The following is a 17,030-nucleotide window of genomic DNA, read 5'->3' as shown; positions in this document are numbered from 1 at the left end:
CCATCGATCTTGGTTTTGCGTGCAGGTTCTTATGCGTCCATCGGCTGTATCAGCAATTCTCCTCGCCGCCGTGATCCTGTCGGGATGCTCTACAAGTTCCGGCGCCGAAGATGTACTCACCCCTGTGCCGTCGAAGGAAACTACCAACGCCATCACGAAGCCGAGCGGCCCGATACCGGCCGCTGCCGTTGGCGACGCCGCCCCGCAGGCAAGCCCGCCGCAGGAAGCATTGAGCTGGACCGGACCGGTTCCGGAACCTCAGGCGCTGGTGCCGACGGAGAGACCGGTCGGCATGCCGATGCCGACGGAACGGCCGGTTGCGATGTTGATGCCTGCCAATCCGGGGATTGATCCGGATGCCGGCCCGAAATCACCGACGCGCTCGCGAATTTATAGCCACCGATTCCGCGACGCCAAACCGATCAACTTCGGCTCGACCTCACCCCGAAAGCTCGCCGTGCATGGCGTCGACGTCTCGCGCTGGCAAGGCGAGATCGATTGGGACACTCTGCGGCAGCAAGGCGCGAATTTCGTCTACATCAAGGCGACCGACGGCGGCGATCACCTCGATCCGATGTTCAGAAAGAACTGGCGCCGGGCCAAGGAAGCAGGCCTGAAACACGGCGCCTATCACTTCTTCTACTGGTGCCGGACAGCCGGCGAACAGGCCGACTGGTTCATCCGCAACGTTCCTAAGGAAGCCAACGCGCTTCCGCCCGTCATCGACGTCGAGTGGAACGGTGAGTCGAGCTGCAAGCGCCGCATCTCCCCGGCTCGGGTTCGAGAAAAGATGCAGGTCTTCATGGACAAGCTCGAGCGTCATTACGGCCAGCGCCCGATCATCTACACGGCGCCGGATTTCTATCGCGACAATCTGAAAGGTCAGATGCTCGATTATCCCTTCTGGCTGCGCTCGGTCGCCGCTCACCCGTCCAAGGTCTATCCCGGCCGCAAATGGCTGTTCTGGCAATATTCCGGCTCCGGCCTCTCCGACGGCGTCGACGGCAAGATCGACCTCAACGTCTTCAACGGCAGTGAAAGCGATTGGCACAACTGGGTGGTGTCACGTTAATCTCGACAGCCTGAAAGCCCATGTCCTTGCCTTCGTCACAGCCTATTACTGTGCCAAGCACCTCAAGGCTTTGCGGTGGCGAACGCCCTACCAGGCAATCTGCGATGCCTGGACAAAAGACCCCTCAATCCTCAAAATCAATACGCACCAGTTCATTAGGGGCCGATCCTTTCTATGGCGCGAAGCGCTCTCGGTCCGAAACGGGGGCCCGGGCGGTTGGTGACGCCGAGATCCATGGGTATCCCGGTGATCGCAACCTGGAGATTGCCGAAGTCCGGCTCATCGTCTGCGACCTGCATATAGGGTGCGCTGAGGAATGTCGGTACGCCGGCATATGGCGCCAGTCTCGTGCCGTTCTTGGAGATGATCTTCTCCGCCACTTTCCGAAACCTCTCATCGAATATCTCACCACCATTGGCGTCCGCGAAATCTGCGCGCATCTGTTCGAGTCGGTTTTTGTCCCACACCATGAGCATATGTCTTCGCTTCGGTCCCGTCTCAGGCGACAAAGGGATTGAGAAGGTAATTGGTATCGTTGTAGCAATTGCTATCAATGAGAAATCGACATGATCGCTGCAAAACCCAATTTACGTGTTTCCCGACTCTCTGCCCCGCCCATTCCTTCCGTCATTGCCTGGAGCCGCGAATATAAAGGCAACAAGGGGCCGCTCATCGATCTATCGCAAGCCGTACCCGGCTATCCCGCCCATCCGGAGATGCTTCGCCGGCTTGCCGAGGCGGCCGGACAACAGGCGATGACAGGCTACGGTCCAATCGAAGGCGAGCCCCTGTTACGCAAGGCCTATGCAGCACATCTCGCCGCGCTTTACGGCGCCGACCTTTCCGAAGGCAATATCCACATCACCGCCGGCTGCAATCAGGCGTTCATGTGCGCGGCGATCGCCCTTGCTGGCGCGGGCGATACGGTGGCTCTCACCAATCCCTTCTATTTCAATCACGATACGACGCTGTCGATGCTGGGAATCGGACGTCGATTGGTTGAGTGCGATCCTGCCAGCGGTTTTCTGCCTAACCCGAGTTCGACCGAAGCAGCACTTGCGGCCGGCGCCAAGGTGCTGGCAGTCGTCTCACCCAACAATCCGACCGGAGCGGTATATCCGCCAAGCCTGCTGCACGAGCTTTTAGTTCTTTGCCGGAAGTATGGCACCTGGCTGATCCTTGATGAAACCTATCGCGATTTCCTGGGCGAGGATTACGGCCGGCCGCACTCACTCCTGTCCGAGCCGGGTTGGGAGGACACGGTCGTCCTTCTTTACAGTTTTTCGAAATCCTTTTGCATCCCCGGCCACAGGCTGGGTGCCATCACGGCAGGACCCAAGCTCGTCGCCGAGATCGCCAAGGTGATGGACAATATGCAGATCTGCGCACCGCGCTCGGCTCAGATCGCCGTTGCATCGGCTATCCCCGCGCTTGCCGATTGGCGGGCCGGCAACCGGCTGGAAATCGCGCGCCGGGCGGATGCGTTAAAGCTGGTCTTTTCCAGCTTGCATGATTGGGAAATAGGAGCGATCGGCGCATATTTCGCCTTCGTCCGTCACCCTTTCGCCGATCGATCATCTTCAGAGATCGCCGAAAGACTCGCCAGGGAATCGGGCATCGTCTGTTTGCCCGGCGCCTATTTCGGCGAGAGACAAGAGCATTACCTCAGACTTGCCTTTGCCAATGCGGATGTTGCCTCGATAGGGCTATTGTCGGAGCGGCTCCGCTAGAACGTGGCAATCGACCTCCGCCGGAAGTTCACGATAGCCGCCGCGCCAATAGATGAGCGGCCCTATGCCTTGTCGGACTTGGATGGCGCAAATATGCCCGATCAGAATCGCATGGGAATGATGGTGGAATTCCGTTTCGAGCTTGCAGTCCAGCACGGTAAGAGCGTTTTCGAGAACGGGCGCGCCAGTCGTGAGGCGATACCATCCCGCATTACCGAAGCGTTCCACGCCCTTGCGTCCGTCGAAACCTGCAAAGGATTGCGCCACCTGCTGCTGGTCGGCCGCGAGCACGTTGACACAGAAACAGCCGTACCGTTGCAATACCGGCCACGAGGAAGATGCGCGGTTGACACTGACGATGACGGAGGGCACCTCCGCCGACAATGAAGAGACCGAGGTTGCGGTGAAGCCGGTGTGGTCTTGTCCGTCGCCGACCGTGATCACACTGACCGCACCCGCCAGATGACGCATCGAAAGCTTGAAATCTGCTTCGCTGATCAAAGCCGCTGCACTCATCGGGCCGGCGTCTGCGTTTTGGCAAAACGGTTTGCCGGCATTGAAAGACCGAGGTTTTCGCGCAAGGTCCTTCCCTCATATTCCTCGCGGAACAGACCGCGGCGGCGAAGCTCGGGCAGGACGAGCCCCACGAAATCCTCGAGGCTGGACGGCAGAGTCGGGAACATCAGGATAAAGCCATCGGCGGCCCGCGTCTCGAACCATTCCTCCATAAAGTCGGCGATCTGGGTGGGCGTACCTGTAATGCCATTTCCGGTATGCTTCTCGGCATAGTGCCGGATGAGCTCGCCGACGGTATGGCCGCTCCTGACGAAACCGACCAGTTCGTCGAACAAGGCGCGTGAACCCTTCGGCGCCGCCGGAAGCCGATCCATGGGGAAGGGCTTATCGAGCGGCACGTCGCGCAAGTCCGCTTCCAGGAATTCGGAAAGCATTAACCGGCCGACATCAGGATGCATCTTGTCGATCAGATAGTCGACCTTCGCCTTCGCCTCGGCTACCGTTTCACCGACGTTGAGAACGATGCCCGGCATGATCTTCAGGTCGTCGGCATCGCGCCCATAGGCCGGCATCCGGCTCTTGACGTTTTCGTAGAAGGCCCTGTTCCGCTCGATATTCGACGCGAGGCTGAAGACGATCTCGGCAGTGCGCGCCGCCATGTCCATTCCGGGTTCTGAACCGCCGGCCTGGGCGATGACGGGACGGCCCTGGGGCGTTCGCGCAATGTTGAGGGGTCCGCGGACCTGGAAATGCTTGCCTTTGTGATTGAGGGTGTGGTGCTTGTCCTTGTCATAATAGACACCGTTTTCGCGGTCGAGAAGCAGAGCACCTTCCTCGAAGCTGTCCCAAAGGCCGAAAACGACATCGACGAATTCGTTGCCGCGCTCATAGCGTAGCGCGTGCGGATCAAGTCCCTCGCGATTGAAGTTGTAGCCGGTTTCGTCATGGTCGGAGGTGACAACATTCCAGCAGACGCGCCCGTTGCTCAGATGGTCGATCGAGGCGAACAGGCGGGCGACATTGTATGGCTCGTAATAACTTGTCGACACCGTCGCAACGAGACCGAGATTGCTGGTCGTGACCGCCAATGCTGATAGCAGTGAGAGGGGTTCGAAGCGATTCATCTTGGTCGGAATACGGGCAAGCGCATTCGGATCACCGACGGCGGCAGCCGGAGAATCCGCCATGAACATGAAATCGAACTTGGCCGCCTCGGATCGTTTGGCGACATCGAGCAGATGGGCGAAGTCATTGGCGCCGCCGACATCGCTGGCCGGATGCAGCCACGAGGCTGGATGAAAGCCGAAAGTGTAGACGAAGGTCCCAAGTTTCATCTTGTCAGTTCGCGCCATCGAGCTCTCCCCCTTATGCATGCTGCCGATTGAAGGTGGCCGCGCAAATTATCACCAGGCGCAAATTTTCATCAACATCGCGGCGCTAAGGTCCGTTTTAGATTTTCTAAACGTTCACTTGGGGGCTGACACCAAAGCTTGCTGACGGGAAATGGCGACGAGCCAGTCGCGGAATTCGCGGCCGCGCGGCTTTTGCAGTGCCGCGCGGTCCCAGGCGAGAAAGTAGCTTTCGCGCAGCGGAATCCGCATATCGACGGGAGTGACGAGCGTCTGCGCCTCGAGCTCATCTGATATCATCGACATCTGCGCGAGGACGACGCCACGCTTGTTGACGGCTGCATCGATCGCGCTGCTCGACAGGGTAAAGGAGAGGCCGGGCGTCGACGCGTCGAACGGTATACCGGCCATGGCCGCAAACTCCGCCCAGCTTGGGTAAGGCGTGAAGTGCCTTTCCCACTCGACATGCAGAAGCGGCTGCTCGAAGAGATCTCGGGCCGCGTGCGCGCGATCCTGCATTAGCGACGGCGAGCAGACAGGCACGACCCAATCGCGAAACAGTTCAGTATAATGGTCGTGCTGCAGGACGTCCGACCCGTAGCTTACGCGGAAATCGACATCGTCGAAACCAATCCTGGGCTCCTTGTCCCGTCCAATAATTCTCACTTGAACATCGGGGTGTAGGGCCTGCCAGTCGAAGATTCGCCTGCCGATCCATTTGTTGACGACGGAAGAAAGTGCGCTAAGGACCAGCGGCGTCTCGTTGCGTGCCCTTTCCAATAACTGCTGAGCGAACGCAAATTGCTCAAATCCCTTCGAAATCTCCTGATGATAAAGCCGGCCCCAGGCGGTCAGCTCAACGGTTCGCCCGCTCCGCTCCAGCAGCGAAACTCCAAGAAAACTTTCGATCTTGTGAATTTGCTGGCTGATTGCCCCCGGCGAGACCTTGAGCTCCAGTGCCGCAGCCGTCACGCCGCCGCAACGCCCCACCGCCTCGAAGGCTTGCAGACCCTTGAGCGGGATCGTCTTGAAGCGCTCATCGATCACTTGCAGAACCTCCCGTGGTGTGCGCCAACTCAATTTGCCATCGGATGAAACGTCCCTGCGAACTGGAACCGGTCGCCTGGATGGGTAATCTCAACATATGTCACCGTCCGGCCGTTCTGCCAGGTCTGCCGGATTAGGCTAAGGCACGCCTGGCCTCTTTTTATCTCCAGCATTCGCGCCGTCGCCGTATCGGCCGAGACGGCGCGGATGACGTGTTTGGCCTTGGACCAGGGAACTTCTGCAAGCAGCCATTTGCCGGGCGGGATCGAGGCGAAGCTCTCGTCGCGCGCACGTGGGACGGCGTCGAGCATGATGATCCGCCGTTCGATGGCATTGGGTCTGCCGTCCACGATATGCAGGCATTGAAGCCTGAGTATCTCCGCATCGGGAGCTTCCGACAGCTGTTGTGCGTCCGTTTCTCCAAGGCGTTCGACTTTACGGGTGAGAAGCTCGAAGCGGTGTTCGTGCCCGGCCAGTTCCGCTTCGGTGCTGATATCCTGAATATCCATTACCGTGCGGTCGATCTGGGGCGACGCAACAAACGAACCGGTCTTGCGCCTTCTGACGATCATGCCGCGCTCGACCAGAGCCGACAGTGCCTTGCTGACGGTCATGCGCGAGCATTGATATTCCGCGACCAGTTCATGTTCTATGGGAATACGGTGGCCGGGCCGCCAATTGCCGCTAATGATCTTCGCCTCGATATCCATGTAAATGCGCTGATAAATCGACACCAAGTCCACACCTCGTTGGGCGTCACTATCAAAGTGCCGGAGCGGTCGCGTCACGCCGGCAAAGATTGCCGCCACCCGGCACAATTTTTGCGTTCCTTGACTTTTACATTGACACTCTAGGCCAGCCTATATCTATTTGTATAGTCAAAAGCGGAGCATAAAAATCCGCGCATTGAAATCAAAATCGGGAACAAAACTCCTCCGTCGGAGGAATAAAACTGGAGAGATGATCATGAAGGCAAAGTCACTGCTGACGGGTCTGGTCGGCGCTGCGTTCCTGTTAGGAGCAGCCTTTTCCGCCCACGCAGCCGATACGCTGGCGGCCGTCAAGGCAGCCGGCACGCTCAAGGTTGGCACCGAAACGGCTTTCGCACCGTTTGACTATATCGACGCCGGTGAACATACGGGCCTGAACGTCGACCTTTTTGCCGAGATCGGCAAGGAACTTGGCGTCAAGATCGAGTGGGTGGCACTTCCCTGGGACGGCGTCTTCCCCGCGCTTGAGGCTGGCAAGTTCGATATCGTCGCAGGTCCTGCAACGATCACCAAGAAGCGCATGGAGCGCTATCGCTTCACGCCGCCGATCGCCGAAGCGACGATTGCCATCCTTAAGAAGGCCGGCGACACGACGATCAGCAAGCCGGAAGACATTGCCGGCAAGACGATTGGTGTCGGCAAGGCAACTGCCCAGCTCGACCAGCTGAAGGAATTCTCCGACACGCTGCCGACCAAAGTCGATGTGCGCGAATATCCTGCCTTCACGGAGACCTACGCCGATCTCGCAGCCGGCCGTATTGCCGGCGTTGCCAATTCGCTCCCGAACATCGCCTTTGTCGCGAGCCAGCGAAAGGGCACTTTCGAAGTTGTCCTGCCGCCTTTCGGAAAGAAGTCCTATTTCGGCTTCATCGGTCTCAAGGACGCCGATCACGCCCCGCTGATGGACGCGGTCGATGCCGCGATGCTCAAGATCAAGGCAGACGGGCGTATGGCAGAGCTGCAAAAGAAGTGGTTCGGTGCGTCTTTCGACACACCGGACGCTGTCAAGGATCCGGCATTCTAATCATTGCCGGTGAAATGCTCGCGCCCCGCCATCGGTCGGGGCGCAATTTGCCGTGCGAACAGACGTCACGGCCGCAGCACGCAGGCAAGTACCGCCCATGTCCACCAAACTTTTCGAACTTCTTCTGCAAGCTTCGATCTACACGGTCACGATCAGCGTGGTTTCGATTCTGATCGGCTTTGCGATCTCGATCATTGTTTCCGCCATGCTCCTTTCGCGGCAACGGCTTTTCATGCTGCTGGGGCAGGTTTTCATCAGCTTCTTTCGCGGCGTACCGCTGCTGGTGCAGCTGTTGCTGATCTACAACCTTCTGCCGGTGATCGGCATCAACGTGCCGAGTATCGTTGCGGCCGTCGTTGGCCTTTCGCTGTGCACGGCTGCCTATCAGGCTGAAAATCTGCGCGGCGGTTTTGCCAGCGTCCCCTCGGGCCTTGTCGAGTCCGCCGAGATGGTCGGTCTCACGCCCATGCAGATTTTCCGCCGGATCAAGGCGCCAATCGCTCTGCGGCTGACCTTTCCGGCGCTCGTCAACGAAGCGATCCTTATTTTGAAGGCTTCTTCGCTGGTCTCCGTTGTCGGGATCGTTGAGCTGACGCGCATGGCCCAGGACCTTGCCGGCAGCACCTTTCTGCCGCTCGAAATCTTCGCTTCCGCCGGTCTGATCTACCTCGCCATCAATTGGATCGTAGCGCTTGCCGGCGGTCTGATCGAGCGCTCCCTGCCGGGAGCACCGCGATGACGTTCGATATCAATGTGATTTTCAGCCATTTGCCGGAGATCGCCAGCGGTGCCTTCGTGACAATCGTTATCTGGATCGTCGCCGCTCTTGCCGCTGCCGTTCTGGGTTTCCTTGTCGCTGTCGCGCGGCGTTTTGGCGGGGTGCTCTTCGACAGGGCGTTCGGGATTGTCATCGCAGTGCTGCGCGGCACGCCCTTCCTCATTCAGATATTCCTCGTCTACTACGGCGGCCCCTTCGTTGGATTGTCGCTCAATCCGATCCCAGCAGGCGTCGTCGGCCTGTCCATCTACGGCGCGGCCTATTTCAGCGAGATATTCCGCTCGGGCTTTGCCGCCGTCCCGAAGGGGCATATCGAGGCGGGTCTATGCGTTGGGCTGACACACACGCAGATCGTCAGGCGCATATTGCTGCCTGAGATGACCATGCTGGTGCTGCCGCCTTCGCTCAACATGACGATCATCCTCATGAAGGAGACGGCCGTGTTGTCGATCATCACCGTGCCGGAACTGACGGCAACACTGAGCGCCATCGGATCGCAGCAATATGCTTTTGTCGAAGCGCTTTTTGTCCTCGCCCTCTTCTACTGGGCGCTGGTCGAAATCACCGGCTGGCTCGGTCGTCTCGCCGAAACGAAACTCACCAGATTCAGGTTTTTCAACATATGAGCGTTCCCGCGATCGCAGTCAAAAATCTAGTCAAGACGTTTGGCGATTCCACCGTGCTGAACGGTATCGATCTTGATATCGCCCAGGGACAGGTTTCCTGCGTGATCGGTCCATCAGGATCCGGCAAGAGCACGCTGCTGCGCTGCATGGCGTTTCTGGAAGAATCGACAAAGGGCACCATTGCCGTCAATGGCGAGGTGCTCGGCTTTGCGGAAAATGCGAAGGGCGTAAGGGAGCGATTGCCGGCCGCCGCAAATCGGCGGATTCGTGCCCAGATCGGCATGGTTTTTCAGCAATTCAATCTCTGGCCGCACATGACGGCGCTCGGCAACGTCAGCGAGGCGCTGAAGACGGTTCACAAGATGAACCGCAAGGACGCGGAGGAGCGGGCAATGGCCCAGCTCGCCAAAGTCGGTCTCGAGGGTCGGGCAAACCACTATCCGTCGCAACTTTCGGGAGGACAGCAGCAGCGTGTTGCTATCGCGCGGGCCCTGGCTCTCAACCCGAAGATCATGCTCTTTGACGAGCCAACCTCATCACTCGATCCCGAACTGACCGGCGAAGTGCTGAACGTCATGCGCGATCTCGCCGCCGAAGGCATGACAATGGTCGTCGTTTCCCACGAGATCGGGTTTGCCGCAACGGTCGGCCAGCAGATCATCTTTCTCGATCACGGCAAGGTGCTGTTCACCGGTCCGCCGCAAGAGGTTTTCAAGCGACCGCGAAATCCCCGCCTCGAACAGTTTCTTGATACCTACATCGATCGCGGAGCCTCGATGCTGCTGTGATGCCCCTCTTTCCGTATCCGGGAGCGGGCAAAGCCTCACGCAAGTGTCGATCACGCGTATGGCGCCGTGCCGTTTCGGAGCAAATATGATGGCATGACCACGCGCCGATAGATCTTTGCTAACGCAGCGCCTTCAGCATTCCCTAAAGCCTTGCGAGTAAAAGACGACTATCCAGTTCCGGGGAAACGGTTGATGAGCATATCGGGTATCGCAAACACTGCTCTTTCGGGCATGCAGGCACAGACGACACGGATCGGCGCGATCGCCAGCAACATCGCAAACAGCAGCACCCCTGGTTATAACAGGCTGAACACCAGCCTCACCTCTGTCGGATCAGGCGGCGTTCAGGCCATCGTCAGCCCGACAGCATCCGATGTCGATCCGGCCACGGAACTCACGGACCTGATCGAAGCCGAGCAGAGCTACAAGGCGAACGCCGCTGTCTTCGAGACCGGCGCCGACATGTGGGAAATGCTGATGAGCATCAAGCGCGACTGAACACACCGGCACTCGATCAGCAATCGCCTAACGGCCGTCCGAGAGTGGCCGCTGTTCTAAGGGGTAGCGTAATTGCGATCATCAGCTTTCGAACCGCGGCGTCGTTTAGGGACTTTCTGCGGGCCTAAACCGCCGCCCATCGAATTCAACTAATACGACGCCGTGGAAGGGAAGCCCAGCCACTACCAACTCGGAGGTTAAGCCATTGTCACAAACTGCCGATTTTCGCCGATCAACAAATCTGCAAGACACTTCCGCTTGACCGGGAGCATGGTACTTAAACTTTTCACCCTTGAATGAAATTGTCGCGCCATCGTCCGAAAATACTGGTGGCATTCTGGCGCAGCCAGAGAGCAATCCTGTGGCTAACACAGTCAACGCACCAAGGATCTTAGCAAGTTTGAGAGCAGTACGGATCATTGATTTGATTTTCTGCCATATGGCGTCTCATTAAATTCAATCAAATCGGCCTTTAGGTGGGGCCCCAAACGGTGAATCGTCGAGCGCACTTTGGCATGGTTTGGTATAAATCTACGTCCGGCAAGAATTCGAACGCTTTTCAGCAACAAGCCTCACCTTCATCCAAGCCACTGATCAAGCCCGTGATAATAAGGGTTTGACCAGCATCCGCTTTCTTGAACAGATGCTAAGGAAATTTCCCAACAGCCTGAACGGTATCACGAATGCGCCGGCTCGCTCTGGCGCTGTGCGGCGAGAGCCGCAAGATCGGCAGGTTTCAGCTCGACGGATTCGCCGCAGCCGCAGGCCGACGTCTGGTTCGGATTGGTGAAGGTGAAGCCGGAGCGCAGGGTCGTCTGCTCGAAGCCCATCTCGGTGCCGAGAAGATAGAGCACGGCTGAGGGCTCGATCCAGACCTTGGCGCCGTCGCGCTCGATCAGATCGTCCTTGGCATTCGGCTCGGTCACCAGGTCGATGGTATATTCCATCCCGGCGCAGCCGCCCTTCTTGATGCCAACGCGAACGCCCTTCGCCTCCGGGCCGGAGTTTTCGACGATCGCCTTGACGCGGGCCGCAGCCCCGTCCGTCATGCTCATCACTGCAAAGCCCATCGGCTCAATCTCCTTCCACAACCGGGGTCAAGATCCGGTGCTTCATGAATCAAATGTAATCGCGCGAGGTAAACGGATCAATACTATGGTACTGCGCCGGTACCATCTCCTGCTCAGTACCAGCCGACGGCGACCTGCGCCTCCTCGGACATGCGGTCCGGCGTCCACGGCGGATCAAAGGTCATTTCGACCTCGACGCCCGACACACCTTCGACGGCGCCGACGGCATTCTCCACCCAGCCCGGCATCTCGCCGGCGACCGGGCAGCCGGGAGCGGTCAGGGTCATCATGATCTTGACCATCCGGTCGTCCTCGATGTCGATCTTGTAGATCAGGCCGAGTTCGAAAATGTCGGCAGGGATTTCCGGGTCGTAGACGGTTTTCAGCGCGGCGATGACGTCATCACTGAGCCGCGCCAGTTCATCGGCCGGGATGCTGGAATGCACGATGCCTTCGCGCACGTCGATCTTCTGTTCGCTTTCGTCCAGGCTCATCACGGACACTCCTCAGGCAAAGAACTTGCGCGCATAATCAAGCGCATCGGCCAGCGCATCGACCTCGGCGCGGGTATTGTACATGCCGAACGATGCTCGGCATGTGGAGGTGACGCCGAAGCGTTTCAAGAGCGGCATGGCGCAATGCGTGCCGGCCCGCACTGCAATGCCCTGCCGGTCGATCACCATCGAGACGTCATGGGCATGGATGCCGGCAAGCTCGAAGGAGAAGATGCTCCCCTTGCCGGGCGCCGTCCCGAACATCCGCAGCGAATTGACCGATCTGAGGCGCTCGGCTGCGTAAGCCGCAAGATCGGCCTCATGGCGGGCGATTGCCTCGCGCCCGACCTTCTCCATATAGTCGAGCGCATAACCGAGCCCGATCGCCTGGACGATCGGCGGCGTGCCGGCTTCGAAGCGATGCGGCGGATCGTTGTAGGTGACCGCGTCCTCGGCGACTTCGAAGATCATCTCGCCGCCGCCCTGGAAGGGGCGCATCTGCGAGAGCCGCTCCTTCTTGCCGTAAAGCACGCCGATACCTGACGGGCCGTAGAGCTTGTGGCCAGTCATGACATACCAGTCGCAATCGATATCCTGCACGTCGACCGGCAGGTGCACGGCACCCTGACTGCCGTCGATCACCACCGGGATGCCGCGTTCATGCGCGATCCGGCAGATTTCCTTGACCGGAACGATCGTGCCGAGCGCATTCGACATATGGGTAATGGCGACGAGCTTGGTGCGCTCCGTCAGGCTTTTCTCGAAATCCTCGATATGGAAGGCGCCTTCGTCATCGACCGGAACCCAGACCAGCTTCGCGCCCTGGCGCTCGCGGATGAAGTGCCAGGGCACGATGTTGGAATGGTGCTCCATGATCGTCAGGACGATCTCGTCGCCTTCGCCGATCTTCGGCATGCCCCAGCCATAGGCGACAGTATTGATCGCTTCGGTCGAATTTTTAGTGAAGACGATGTCGTTGACCGAGGGCGCGTTGAGGAAGCGACGAACCTTCTCGCGCGCTGCCTCATAGGCATCCGTCGCGACATTGGAGAGATAGTGCAGGCCGCGATGCACATTGGCATATTCATGCGCATAGGCATGCGAGATGGCGTCGATCACCGACCGCGGCTTCTGTGCCGAAGCGCCATTGTCGAGATAAACCAGCGACTTGCCGTGCACCTTCTCCGCCAGGATCGGGAAATCCCGGCGGATGGCTTCGACGTCGTACTCAGTGGCTGGCACTATCTTGTCCATGGCATTCATCCGATCAGGCGTGCTTTTCGAGCCAGGCCGAAATCACGCTTTCCAGCGCCTCGACCAGGGCCTCGTCTTCCAGTTCCTCGACGATCTCGGCGACGAAGGCGTTGACGAGCATCGCCCGCGCTTTGTTCTCCGGAATGCCGCGCGCCATCATGTAATAGAGATGATTGGCATCGATATCGGTGACCGTCGCGCCATGGCCGCATTGCACGTCGTCGGCGAAGATCTCGAGCTCCGGCTTGACCGAAAACTCGGCGTCGTCGGACATCAAGAGCGTGTTGCAGGCCATCTTGGCGTCGGTCTTCTGCGCATCGGGCGCAACCCGGATCATGCCCTGGAAGACACCCTTGGCGCGGTCGAAGACGACGTTGCGAATCACTTCGGTCGAACCGGTATGCGGGACGTCGTGGCCGAGCACCATCGTCACATCGGTATGGCTATCGGCCCCGAGCAGGTTGATGCCGCGCAGCGTCAGATCGGCGCCCTCGCCCGTCACCTTGATATTCAGTTCCTGGCGCACCAGCTTGCCGCCCGCATTGATGACGAACAGCCGGAGCTTGGCGTCGGCGCCGAGATCGATGCGGATCTGGCCAAGATGAGTATCGTCGGGACCCTGCTGCTGCAGGATGATCCAGGTCAGCTCCGTGCCCTCGCTGACTGTGATGTCACTGATATGGGACACGAAGGCGGCATCGCCCGTCACCGCACGGTGACGCTCGATGACAGTTCCCTTGACGCCGGCGCCGAAGGAAACCGGAAGACGCGTATGCGTCTGCCCGCCGGCATGGATGAACTGGATTTCCAGCGGATTTTCAAGTTCGGTTTCATCAGGCACGTCGACCACATAGCCGTCGCGCACGAAGCTGCCGTTGATCCGCCCGACCGCATCGTCGCTGCCCAACGCATCGAGCCTTTCGACGGCGGAACCGTCGATCAGCCGTTCGGAATAGGCCGACAGGCCAAGACCGTCGACGGCCGCCTTCTGATTGGCATGGCCCTGAATGACCGCCAGCACCGAGGAACCGGCAACGACCGGCTCAAGCGCGTTGGAGCCCGCATCACCCACTTGCGCCGGTACGGCACGCAGCAGATTCTTGAGGTCGGTATAGTGCCAGGCTTCGATGCGGCGCGTCGGCAGGCCGGCCTTCTTCAGATCATCGAGAAGCCGGTCACGCAGCGCCGTCACTGCACCATTGCCGGGTAGGTCGCCGATCTGCTGATTGAAGGCCTCGATCAGCGCCGTTTCGGCCGCGGTCTGGCGGCTCGTCGTCTGCATGTTCATGGACGTCGTCCTTTCCACCCGAACTCAGGCCGCTGTGCCGATGATGTCGGCGTAACCATTGGCTTCCAGCTCATGGGCCAAGGTCTTGTCGCCCGACTTGATGACCTGGCCCTTGTAGAGCACGTGGACGGTATCAGGCACGATATAGTCGAGCAGGCGCTGATAGTGGGTGATGACGACGACAGCGCGATCAGGCGAACGCAGCGCGTTGACGCCGTCGGCGACGATCTTCAGCGCGTCGATATCAAGGCCGGAATCGGTTTCGTCGAGCACGCAGAGCTTCGGCTCCAGCAGCGCCATCTGCAGGATCTCGGCGCGCTTCTTCTCGCCGCCGGAGAAGCCGACATTGAGTGGCCGCTTCAGCATTTCGGTATTGATCTGCAGCTTGGCCGCAGCTTCCTTGACGCGGCGCATGAAATCCGGCGTCGTCAGCTCGTCCTCGCCGCGCGCCTTGCGCTGCTCGTTCATCGCCACCTTGAGGAACTGCATGGTGGCGACGCCCGGGATTTCGACCGGATACTGGAAAGCGAGGAAGATGCCCTTGGCGGCGCGCTCGGATGGATCGAGCTCGAGAATGCTCTCGCCGTTATAAAGGATGTCGCCTTCGGTCACTTCATAGTCTTCGCGGCCGGACAGCACGTAGGAGAGTGTCGACTTGCCGGAGCCGTTCGGCCCCATGATCGCCGCAACTTCGCCGGCCTTCACCGTAAGGTTCAGACCACGGATGATCTCGGTGCCGTCTTCGGCGATGCGGGCATGAAGGTTTCTGATTTCAAGCATTTCGTTCTTCCTGTTCATAAAGCGGGTTCAAGTGCCGCCTGATTGACCGTTCGCACCGGCCTCGAACCGTCATCCTCGGGCCCGTCCCGAGGATCGCTTTGGGGGCGCGTCGACATGTTGTACTCGGCGTTATCGCCAAAAACAGATGGCAGCGAAAACTGCGCCCGCTGCCTTTAAAATCAACCGAAGGCACTCGACAAATTCCGGGATCTCCATAGGCCGCCCGATAACCCCAATGATCTTTGCCGGTTTTTCCATGCGCTGCTGGAGAAACACGTAAGGCTGCTCCGGCGGCTTTTCCGTTTCGTACCTTTGCTCGCGGGGACGAATTTTCGCCAATATTTCCCCGCGCATATTCTCCAGACGTCCAAAAATACATTTTTTGTCCGTCTCGTTCATATCAACCGACCGAGCCTTCCAGCGAGATGCTGATCAGCTTCTGCGCCTCGACCGCAAATTCCATCGGCAGTTCCTGCAGGACTTCCTTGACGAAGCCGTTGACGATCAGCGCGATCGCCGCTTCGGTGGGGATGCCGCGCTGCAGGCAGTAGAACAGCTGGTCCTCGGAGATCTTCGAGGTCGTCGCTTCGTGCTCGAACTGCGCCGTCGAGTTTTTCGCCTCGATATAGGGCACGGTATGAGCGCCACACTTGTCGCCGATCAGCAGCGAATCGCACTGGGTGAAATTGCGCGCATTCGACGCCTTGCGGTGGGCCGAGACCTGGCCGCGATAGGTGTTGTTGGAAACGCCGGCCGCGATACCCTTGGAGACGATACGGCTCGACGTGTTCTTGCCGAGATGGATCATCTTGGTGCCGCTGTCGATCTGCTGATGGCCGTTCGACACGGCGATCGAGTAGAATTCGCCGCGGCTGTCGTCGCCGCGCAGGATGCAGGACGGATATTTCCAGGTGATCGCCGACCCGGTTTCGACCTGCGTCCAGGAAATCTTCGAGCGATTGCCACGGCAATCGCCGCGCTTGGTGACGAAGTTGTAGATGCCGCCCTTGCCTTCCTTGTCGCCCGGATACCAGTTCTGGACGGTGGAATATTTGATCTCGGCATCGTCGAGAGCCACGAGCTCGACCACGGCCGCATGCAGCTGGTTCTCATCGCGCTGCGGCGCAGTGCAGCCTTCGAGGTAGGAGACGTAGGCGCCCTCTTCCGCGATGATCAACGTGCGCTCGAACTGGCCGGTGCCCTTCTCGTTGATGCGGAAATAGGTGGAAAGCTCCATCGGGCAACGAACGCCCTTCGGCACGAAAACGAAGGAACCGTCGGTGAAGACCGCCGAATTCAGCGTCGCATAATAATTATCCGAGGTCGGCACGACGGAACCGAGATATTTGCGCACGAGATCGGGATGTTCGCGAATGGCTTCCGAGATCGACATGAAGATCACGCCGGCCTTCTTCAGCTCCGCCTTGAAGGTGGTGACGACCGAGACGCTGTCGAAAACGGCGTCGACGGCGATCTTCGGCTTCTCGACGCCGGCCAGGATCTCCTGCTCACGCAGCGGGATGCCAAGCTTCTCATAGACTTTCAAGAGCTCCGGATCGACCTCGTCGAGCGACTTCGGACCCGGCGCGCTTTTCGGCGCGGCATAATAATGGATGTCGTTGAAATCGATCTTCGGATAATTGACGCGTGCCCAGGTCGGCTCTTCCAGCGTCAGCCAGCGCCGATAGGCCTCGAGACGCCATTCCAGCATCCACTCCGGCTCCTGCTTTTTGGCCGAAATGAAGCGGATGATATCCTCGGACAGGCCCTTCGGCGCCTTGTCCATTTCGATGACGGTCTCGAAACCGTATTTGTACTGGTCCACATCGATCAGGCGCACCTGGTCGATCGTTTCCTGCACGGCAGCCATTTCGTTCTCCAATCTCGCCGGATACAAGGTCCGGCAGCTTGTAGCGTATGGGCAGTTGACTTGCCCCGGGCAAAAT

General features: G+C 59.1%; 18 protein-coding genes and 2 pseudogenes. 8 read left to right on the top strand and 12 right to left on the bottom strand.

All coding sequences use genetic code 11. The annotated features are described in order from the left end of the window. The first annotated feature begins 31 nt into the window (after window positions 1–31). Window positions 32–1,072: a GH25 family lysozyme gene (locus tag HJC00_RS20450; RefSeq protein WP_210631199.1), complete on the top strand. Its 1,041-nt coding sequence runs from the start codon at window positions 32–34 to the stop codon at window positions 1,070–1,072. After that, a pseudogene (locus HJC00_RS32705) lies at window positions 1,071–1,295 on the top strand (hypothetical protein); the annotation flags it as partial. The gene HJC00_RS20450 and the pseudogene HJC00_RS32705, both read left to right, overlap by 2 nt. Here the strand turns inward: HJC00_RS32705 and HJC00_RS20445 are convergent. Continuing rightward, window positions 1,231–1,542: pseudogene (locus tag HJC00_RS20445) on the bottom strand (arginase family protein); the annotation flags it as partial. The pseudogenes HJC00_RS32705 and HJC00_RS20445 overlap by 65 nt on opposite strands. 96 nt (window positions 1,543–1,638) lie before the next feature. On the opposite strand from HJC00_RS20445, the gene HJC00_RS20440 reads away from it, so the two are divergent. Continuing rightward, window positions 1,639–2,802 (top strand): aminotransferase, encoded by a 1,164-nt coding sequence (locus tag HJC00_RS20440; protein WP_210631198.1) that lies wholly within the window; start codon window positions 1,639–1,641, stop codon window positions 2,800–2,802. Here the strand turns inward: HJC00_RS20440 and HJC00_RS20435 are convergent. The 4 genes from HJC00_RS20435 to hutC all read right to left on the bottom strand — a co-directional run bounded on the left by HJC00_RS20435 (window position 2,779) and on the right by hutC (window position 6,451). Next, window positions 2,779–3,318 carry a flavin reductase family protein gene (locus HJC00_RS20435; RefSeq protein ID WP_210631197.1) on the bottom strand — a complete coding sequence of 180 codons (540 nt, stop codon included), beginning with the start codon at window positions 3,316–3,318 and terminating at the stop codon, window positions 2,779–2,781. The two genes, HJC00_RS20440 and HJC00_RS20435, sit on opposite strands and share 24 nt — an antisense overlap. Further along, window positions 3,315–4,670 (bottom strand): LLM class flavin-dependent oxidoreductase, encoded by a 1,356-nt coding sequence (locus HJC00_RS20430; RefSeq protein WP_210631196.1) that lies wholly within the window; start codon window positions 4,668–4,670, stop codon window positions 3,315–3,317. The genes HJC00_RS20435 and HJC00_RS20430 overlap by 4 nt, the downstream gene beginning before the upstream one ends. 114 nt (window positions 4,671–4,784) lie before the next feature. After that, entirely contained in the window at window positions 4,785–5,714 is a 930-nt protein-coding gene (locus HJC00_RS20425; RefSeq protein ID WP_221147770.1) for a LysR substrate-binding domain-containing protein, read from the bottom strand. 29 nt (window positions 5,715–5,743) lie between these two features. Beyond that, window positions 5,744–6,451, bottom strand: coding sequence for a histidine utilization repressor (hutC, locus tag HJC00_RS20420; RefSeq protein ID WP_221164540.1), 708 nt, complete (start codon window positions 6,449–6,451; stop codon window positions 5,744–5,746). Window positions 6,452–6,674: 223 nt separating this feature from the next. On the opposite strand from hutC, the gene HJC00_RS20415 reads away from it, so the two are divergent. From HJC00_RS20415 to HJC00_RS20395, 5 genes are all read left to right on the top strand, one after another. Beyond that, window positions 6,675–7,508, top strand: coding sequence for a transporter substrate-binding domain-containing protein (locus tag HJC00_RS20415; RefSeq protein WP_405047675.1), 834 nt, complete (start codon window positions 6,675–6,677; stop codon window positions 7,506–7,508). A gap of 97 nt (window positions 7,509–7,605) precedes the next feature. Beyond that, the gene (locus tag HJC00_RS20410) at window positions 7,606–8,247 is read left to right on the top strand and encodes an amino acid ABC transporter permease (protein WP_210631193.1); all 642 of its coding nucleotides are present in this window, start codon (window positions 7,606–7,608) and stop codon (window positions 8,245–8,247) included. Further along, window positions 8,244–8,912, top strand: coding sequence for an amino acid ABC transporter permease (locus HJC00_RS20405; RefSeq protein ID WP_210631192.1), 669 nt, complete (start codon window positions 8,244–8,246; stop codon window positions 8,910–8,912). The genes HJC00_RS20410 and HJC00_RS20405 overlap by 4 nt, the downstream gene beginning before the upstream one ends. Continuing rightward, window positions 8,909–9,700 (top strand): amino acid ABC transporter ATP-binding protein, encoded by a 792-nt coding sequence (locus tag HJC00_RS20400; RefSeq protein ID WP_210631191.1) that lies wholly within the window; start codon window positions 8,909–8,911, stop codon window positions 9,698–9,700. The genes HJC00_RS20405 and HJC00_RS20400 overlap by 4 nt, the downstream gene beginning before the upstream one ends. A 192-nt stretch (window positions 9,701–9,892) precedes the next feature. Beyond that, a complete protein-coding gene (locus tag HJC00_RS20395) occupies window positions 9,893–10,198 on the top strand; it encodes a flagellar basal body rod protein FlgC (protein WP_210631190.1) in 306 nt (101 codons plus the stop codon). A gap of 677 nt (window positions 10,199–10,875) precedes the next feature. Here HJC00_RS20395 and sufA read toward each other — a convergent pair. The 7 genes from sufA to sufB all read right to left on the bottom strand — a co-directional run bounded on the left by sufA (window position 10,876) and on the right by sufB (window position 16,954). Beyond that, window positions 10,876–11,268 carry a Fe-S cluster assembly scaffold SufA gene (gene sufA, locus HJC00_RS20390; RefSeq protein ID WP_210631189.1) on the bottom strand — a complete coding sequence of 131 codons (393 nt, stop codon included), beginning with the start codon at window positions 11,266–11,268 and terminating at the stop codon, window positions 10,876–10,878. 113 nt (window positions 11,269–11,381) lie between these two features. Continuing rightward, window positions 11,382–11,762: an SUF system Fe-S cluster assembly protein gene (locus HJC00_RS20385; protein ID WP_210631188.1), complete on the bottom strand. Its 381-nt coding sequence runs from the start codon at window positions 11,760–11,762 to the stop codon at window positions 11,382–11,384. 12 nt (window positions 11,763–11,774) lie between these two features. Next, window positions 11,775–13,016 carry a cysteine desulfurase gene (locus tag HJC00_RS20380; RefSeq protein WP_221164535.1) on the bottom strand — a complete coding sequence of 414 codons (1,242 nt, stop codon included), beginning with the start codon at window positions 13,014–13,016 and terminating at the stop codon, window positions 11,775–11,777. Window positions 13,017–13,029: 13 nt separating this feature from the next. Further along, window positions 13,030–14,304: a Fe-S cluster assembly protein SufD gene (gene sufD, locus HJC00_RS20375; protein WP_210631186.1), complete on the bottom strand. Its 1,275-nt coding sequence runs from the start codon at window positions 14,302–14,304 to the stop codon at window positions 13,030–13,032. A 24-nt stretch (window positions 14,305–14,328) separates the two neighbouring features. Next, window positions 14,329–15,084, bottom strand: a complete 756-nt coding sequence (gene sufC / locus HJC00_RS20370; RefSeq protein ID WP_210631185.1) for a Fe-S cluster assembly ATPase SufC — start codon at window positions 15,082–15,084, stop codon at window positions 14,329–14,331. 129 nt (window positions 15,085–15,213) lie between these two features. Next, window positions 15,214–15,483, bottom strand: coding sequence for a hypothetical protein (locus HJC00_RS20365; protein WP_210631184.1), 270 nt, complete (start codon window positions 15,481–15,483; stop codon window positions 15,214–15,216). 1 nt (window position 15,484) lies between these two features. Further along, window positions 15,485–16,954: a Fe-S cluster assembly protein SufB gene (gene sufB / locus HJC00_RS20360; protein WP_064705073.1), complete on the bottom strand. Its 1,470-nt coding sequence runs from the start codon at window positions 16,952–16,954 to the stop codon at window positions 15,485–15,487. Between the last annotated feature and the right edge of the window lie 76 nt (window positions 16,955–17,030).

The organism is Rhizobium sp. NLR22b (assembly GCF_019685295.1).
Classification (GTDB): domain Bacteria; phylum Pseudomonadota; class Alphaproteobacteria; order Rhizobiales; family Rhizobiaceae; genus Rhizobium.
This window is presented reverse-complemented; position numbering and strand designations above follow the sequence as displayed.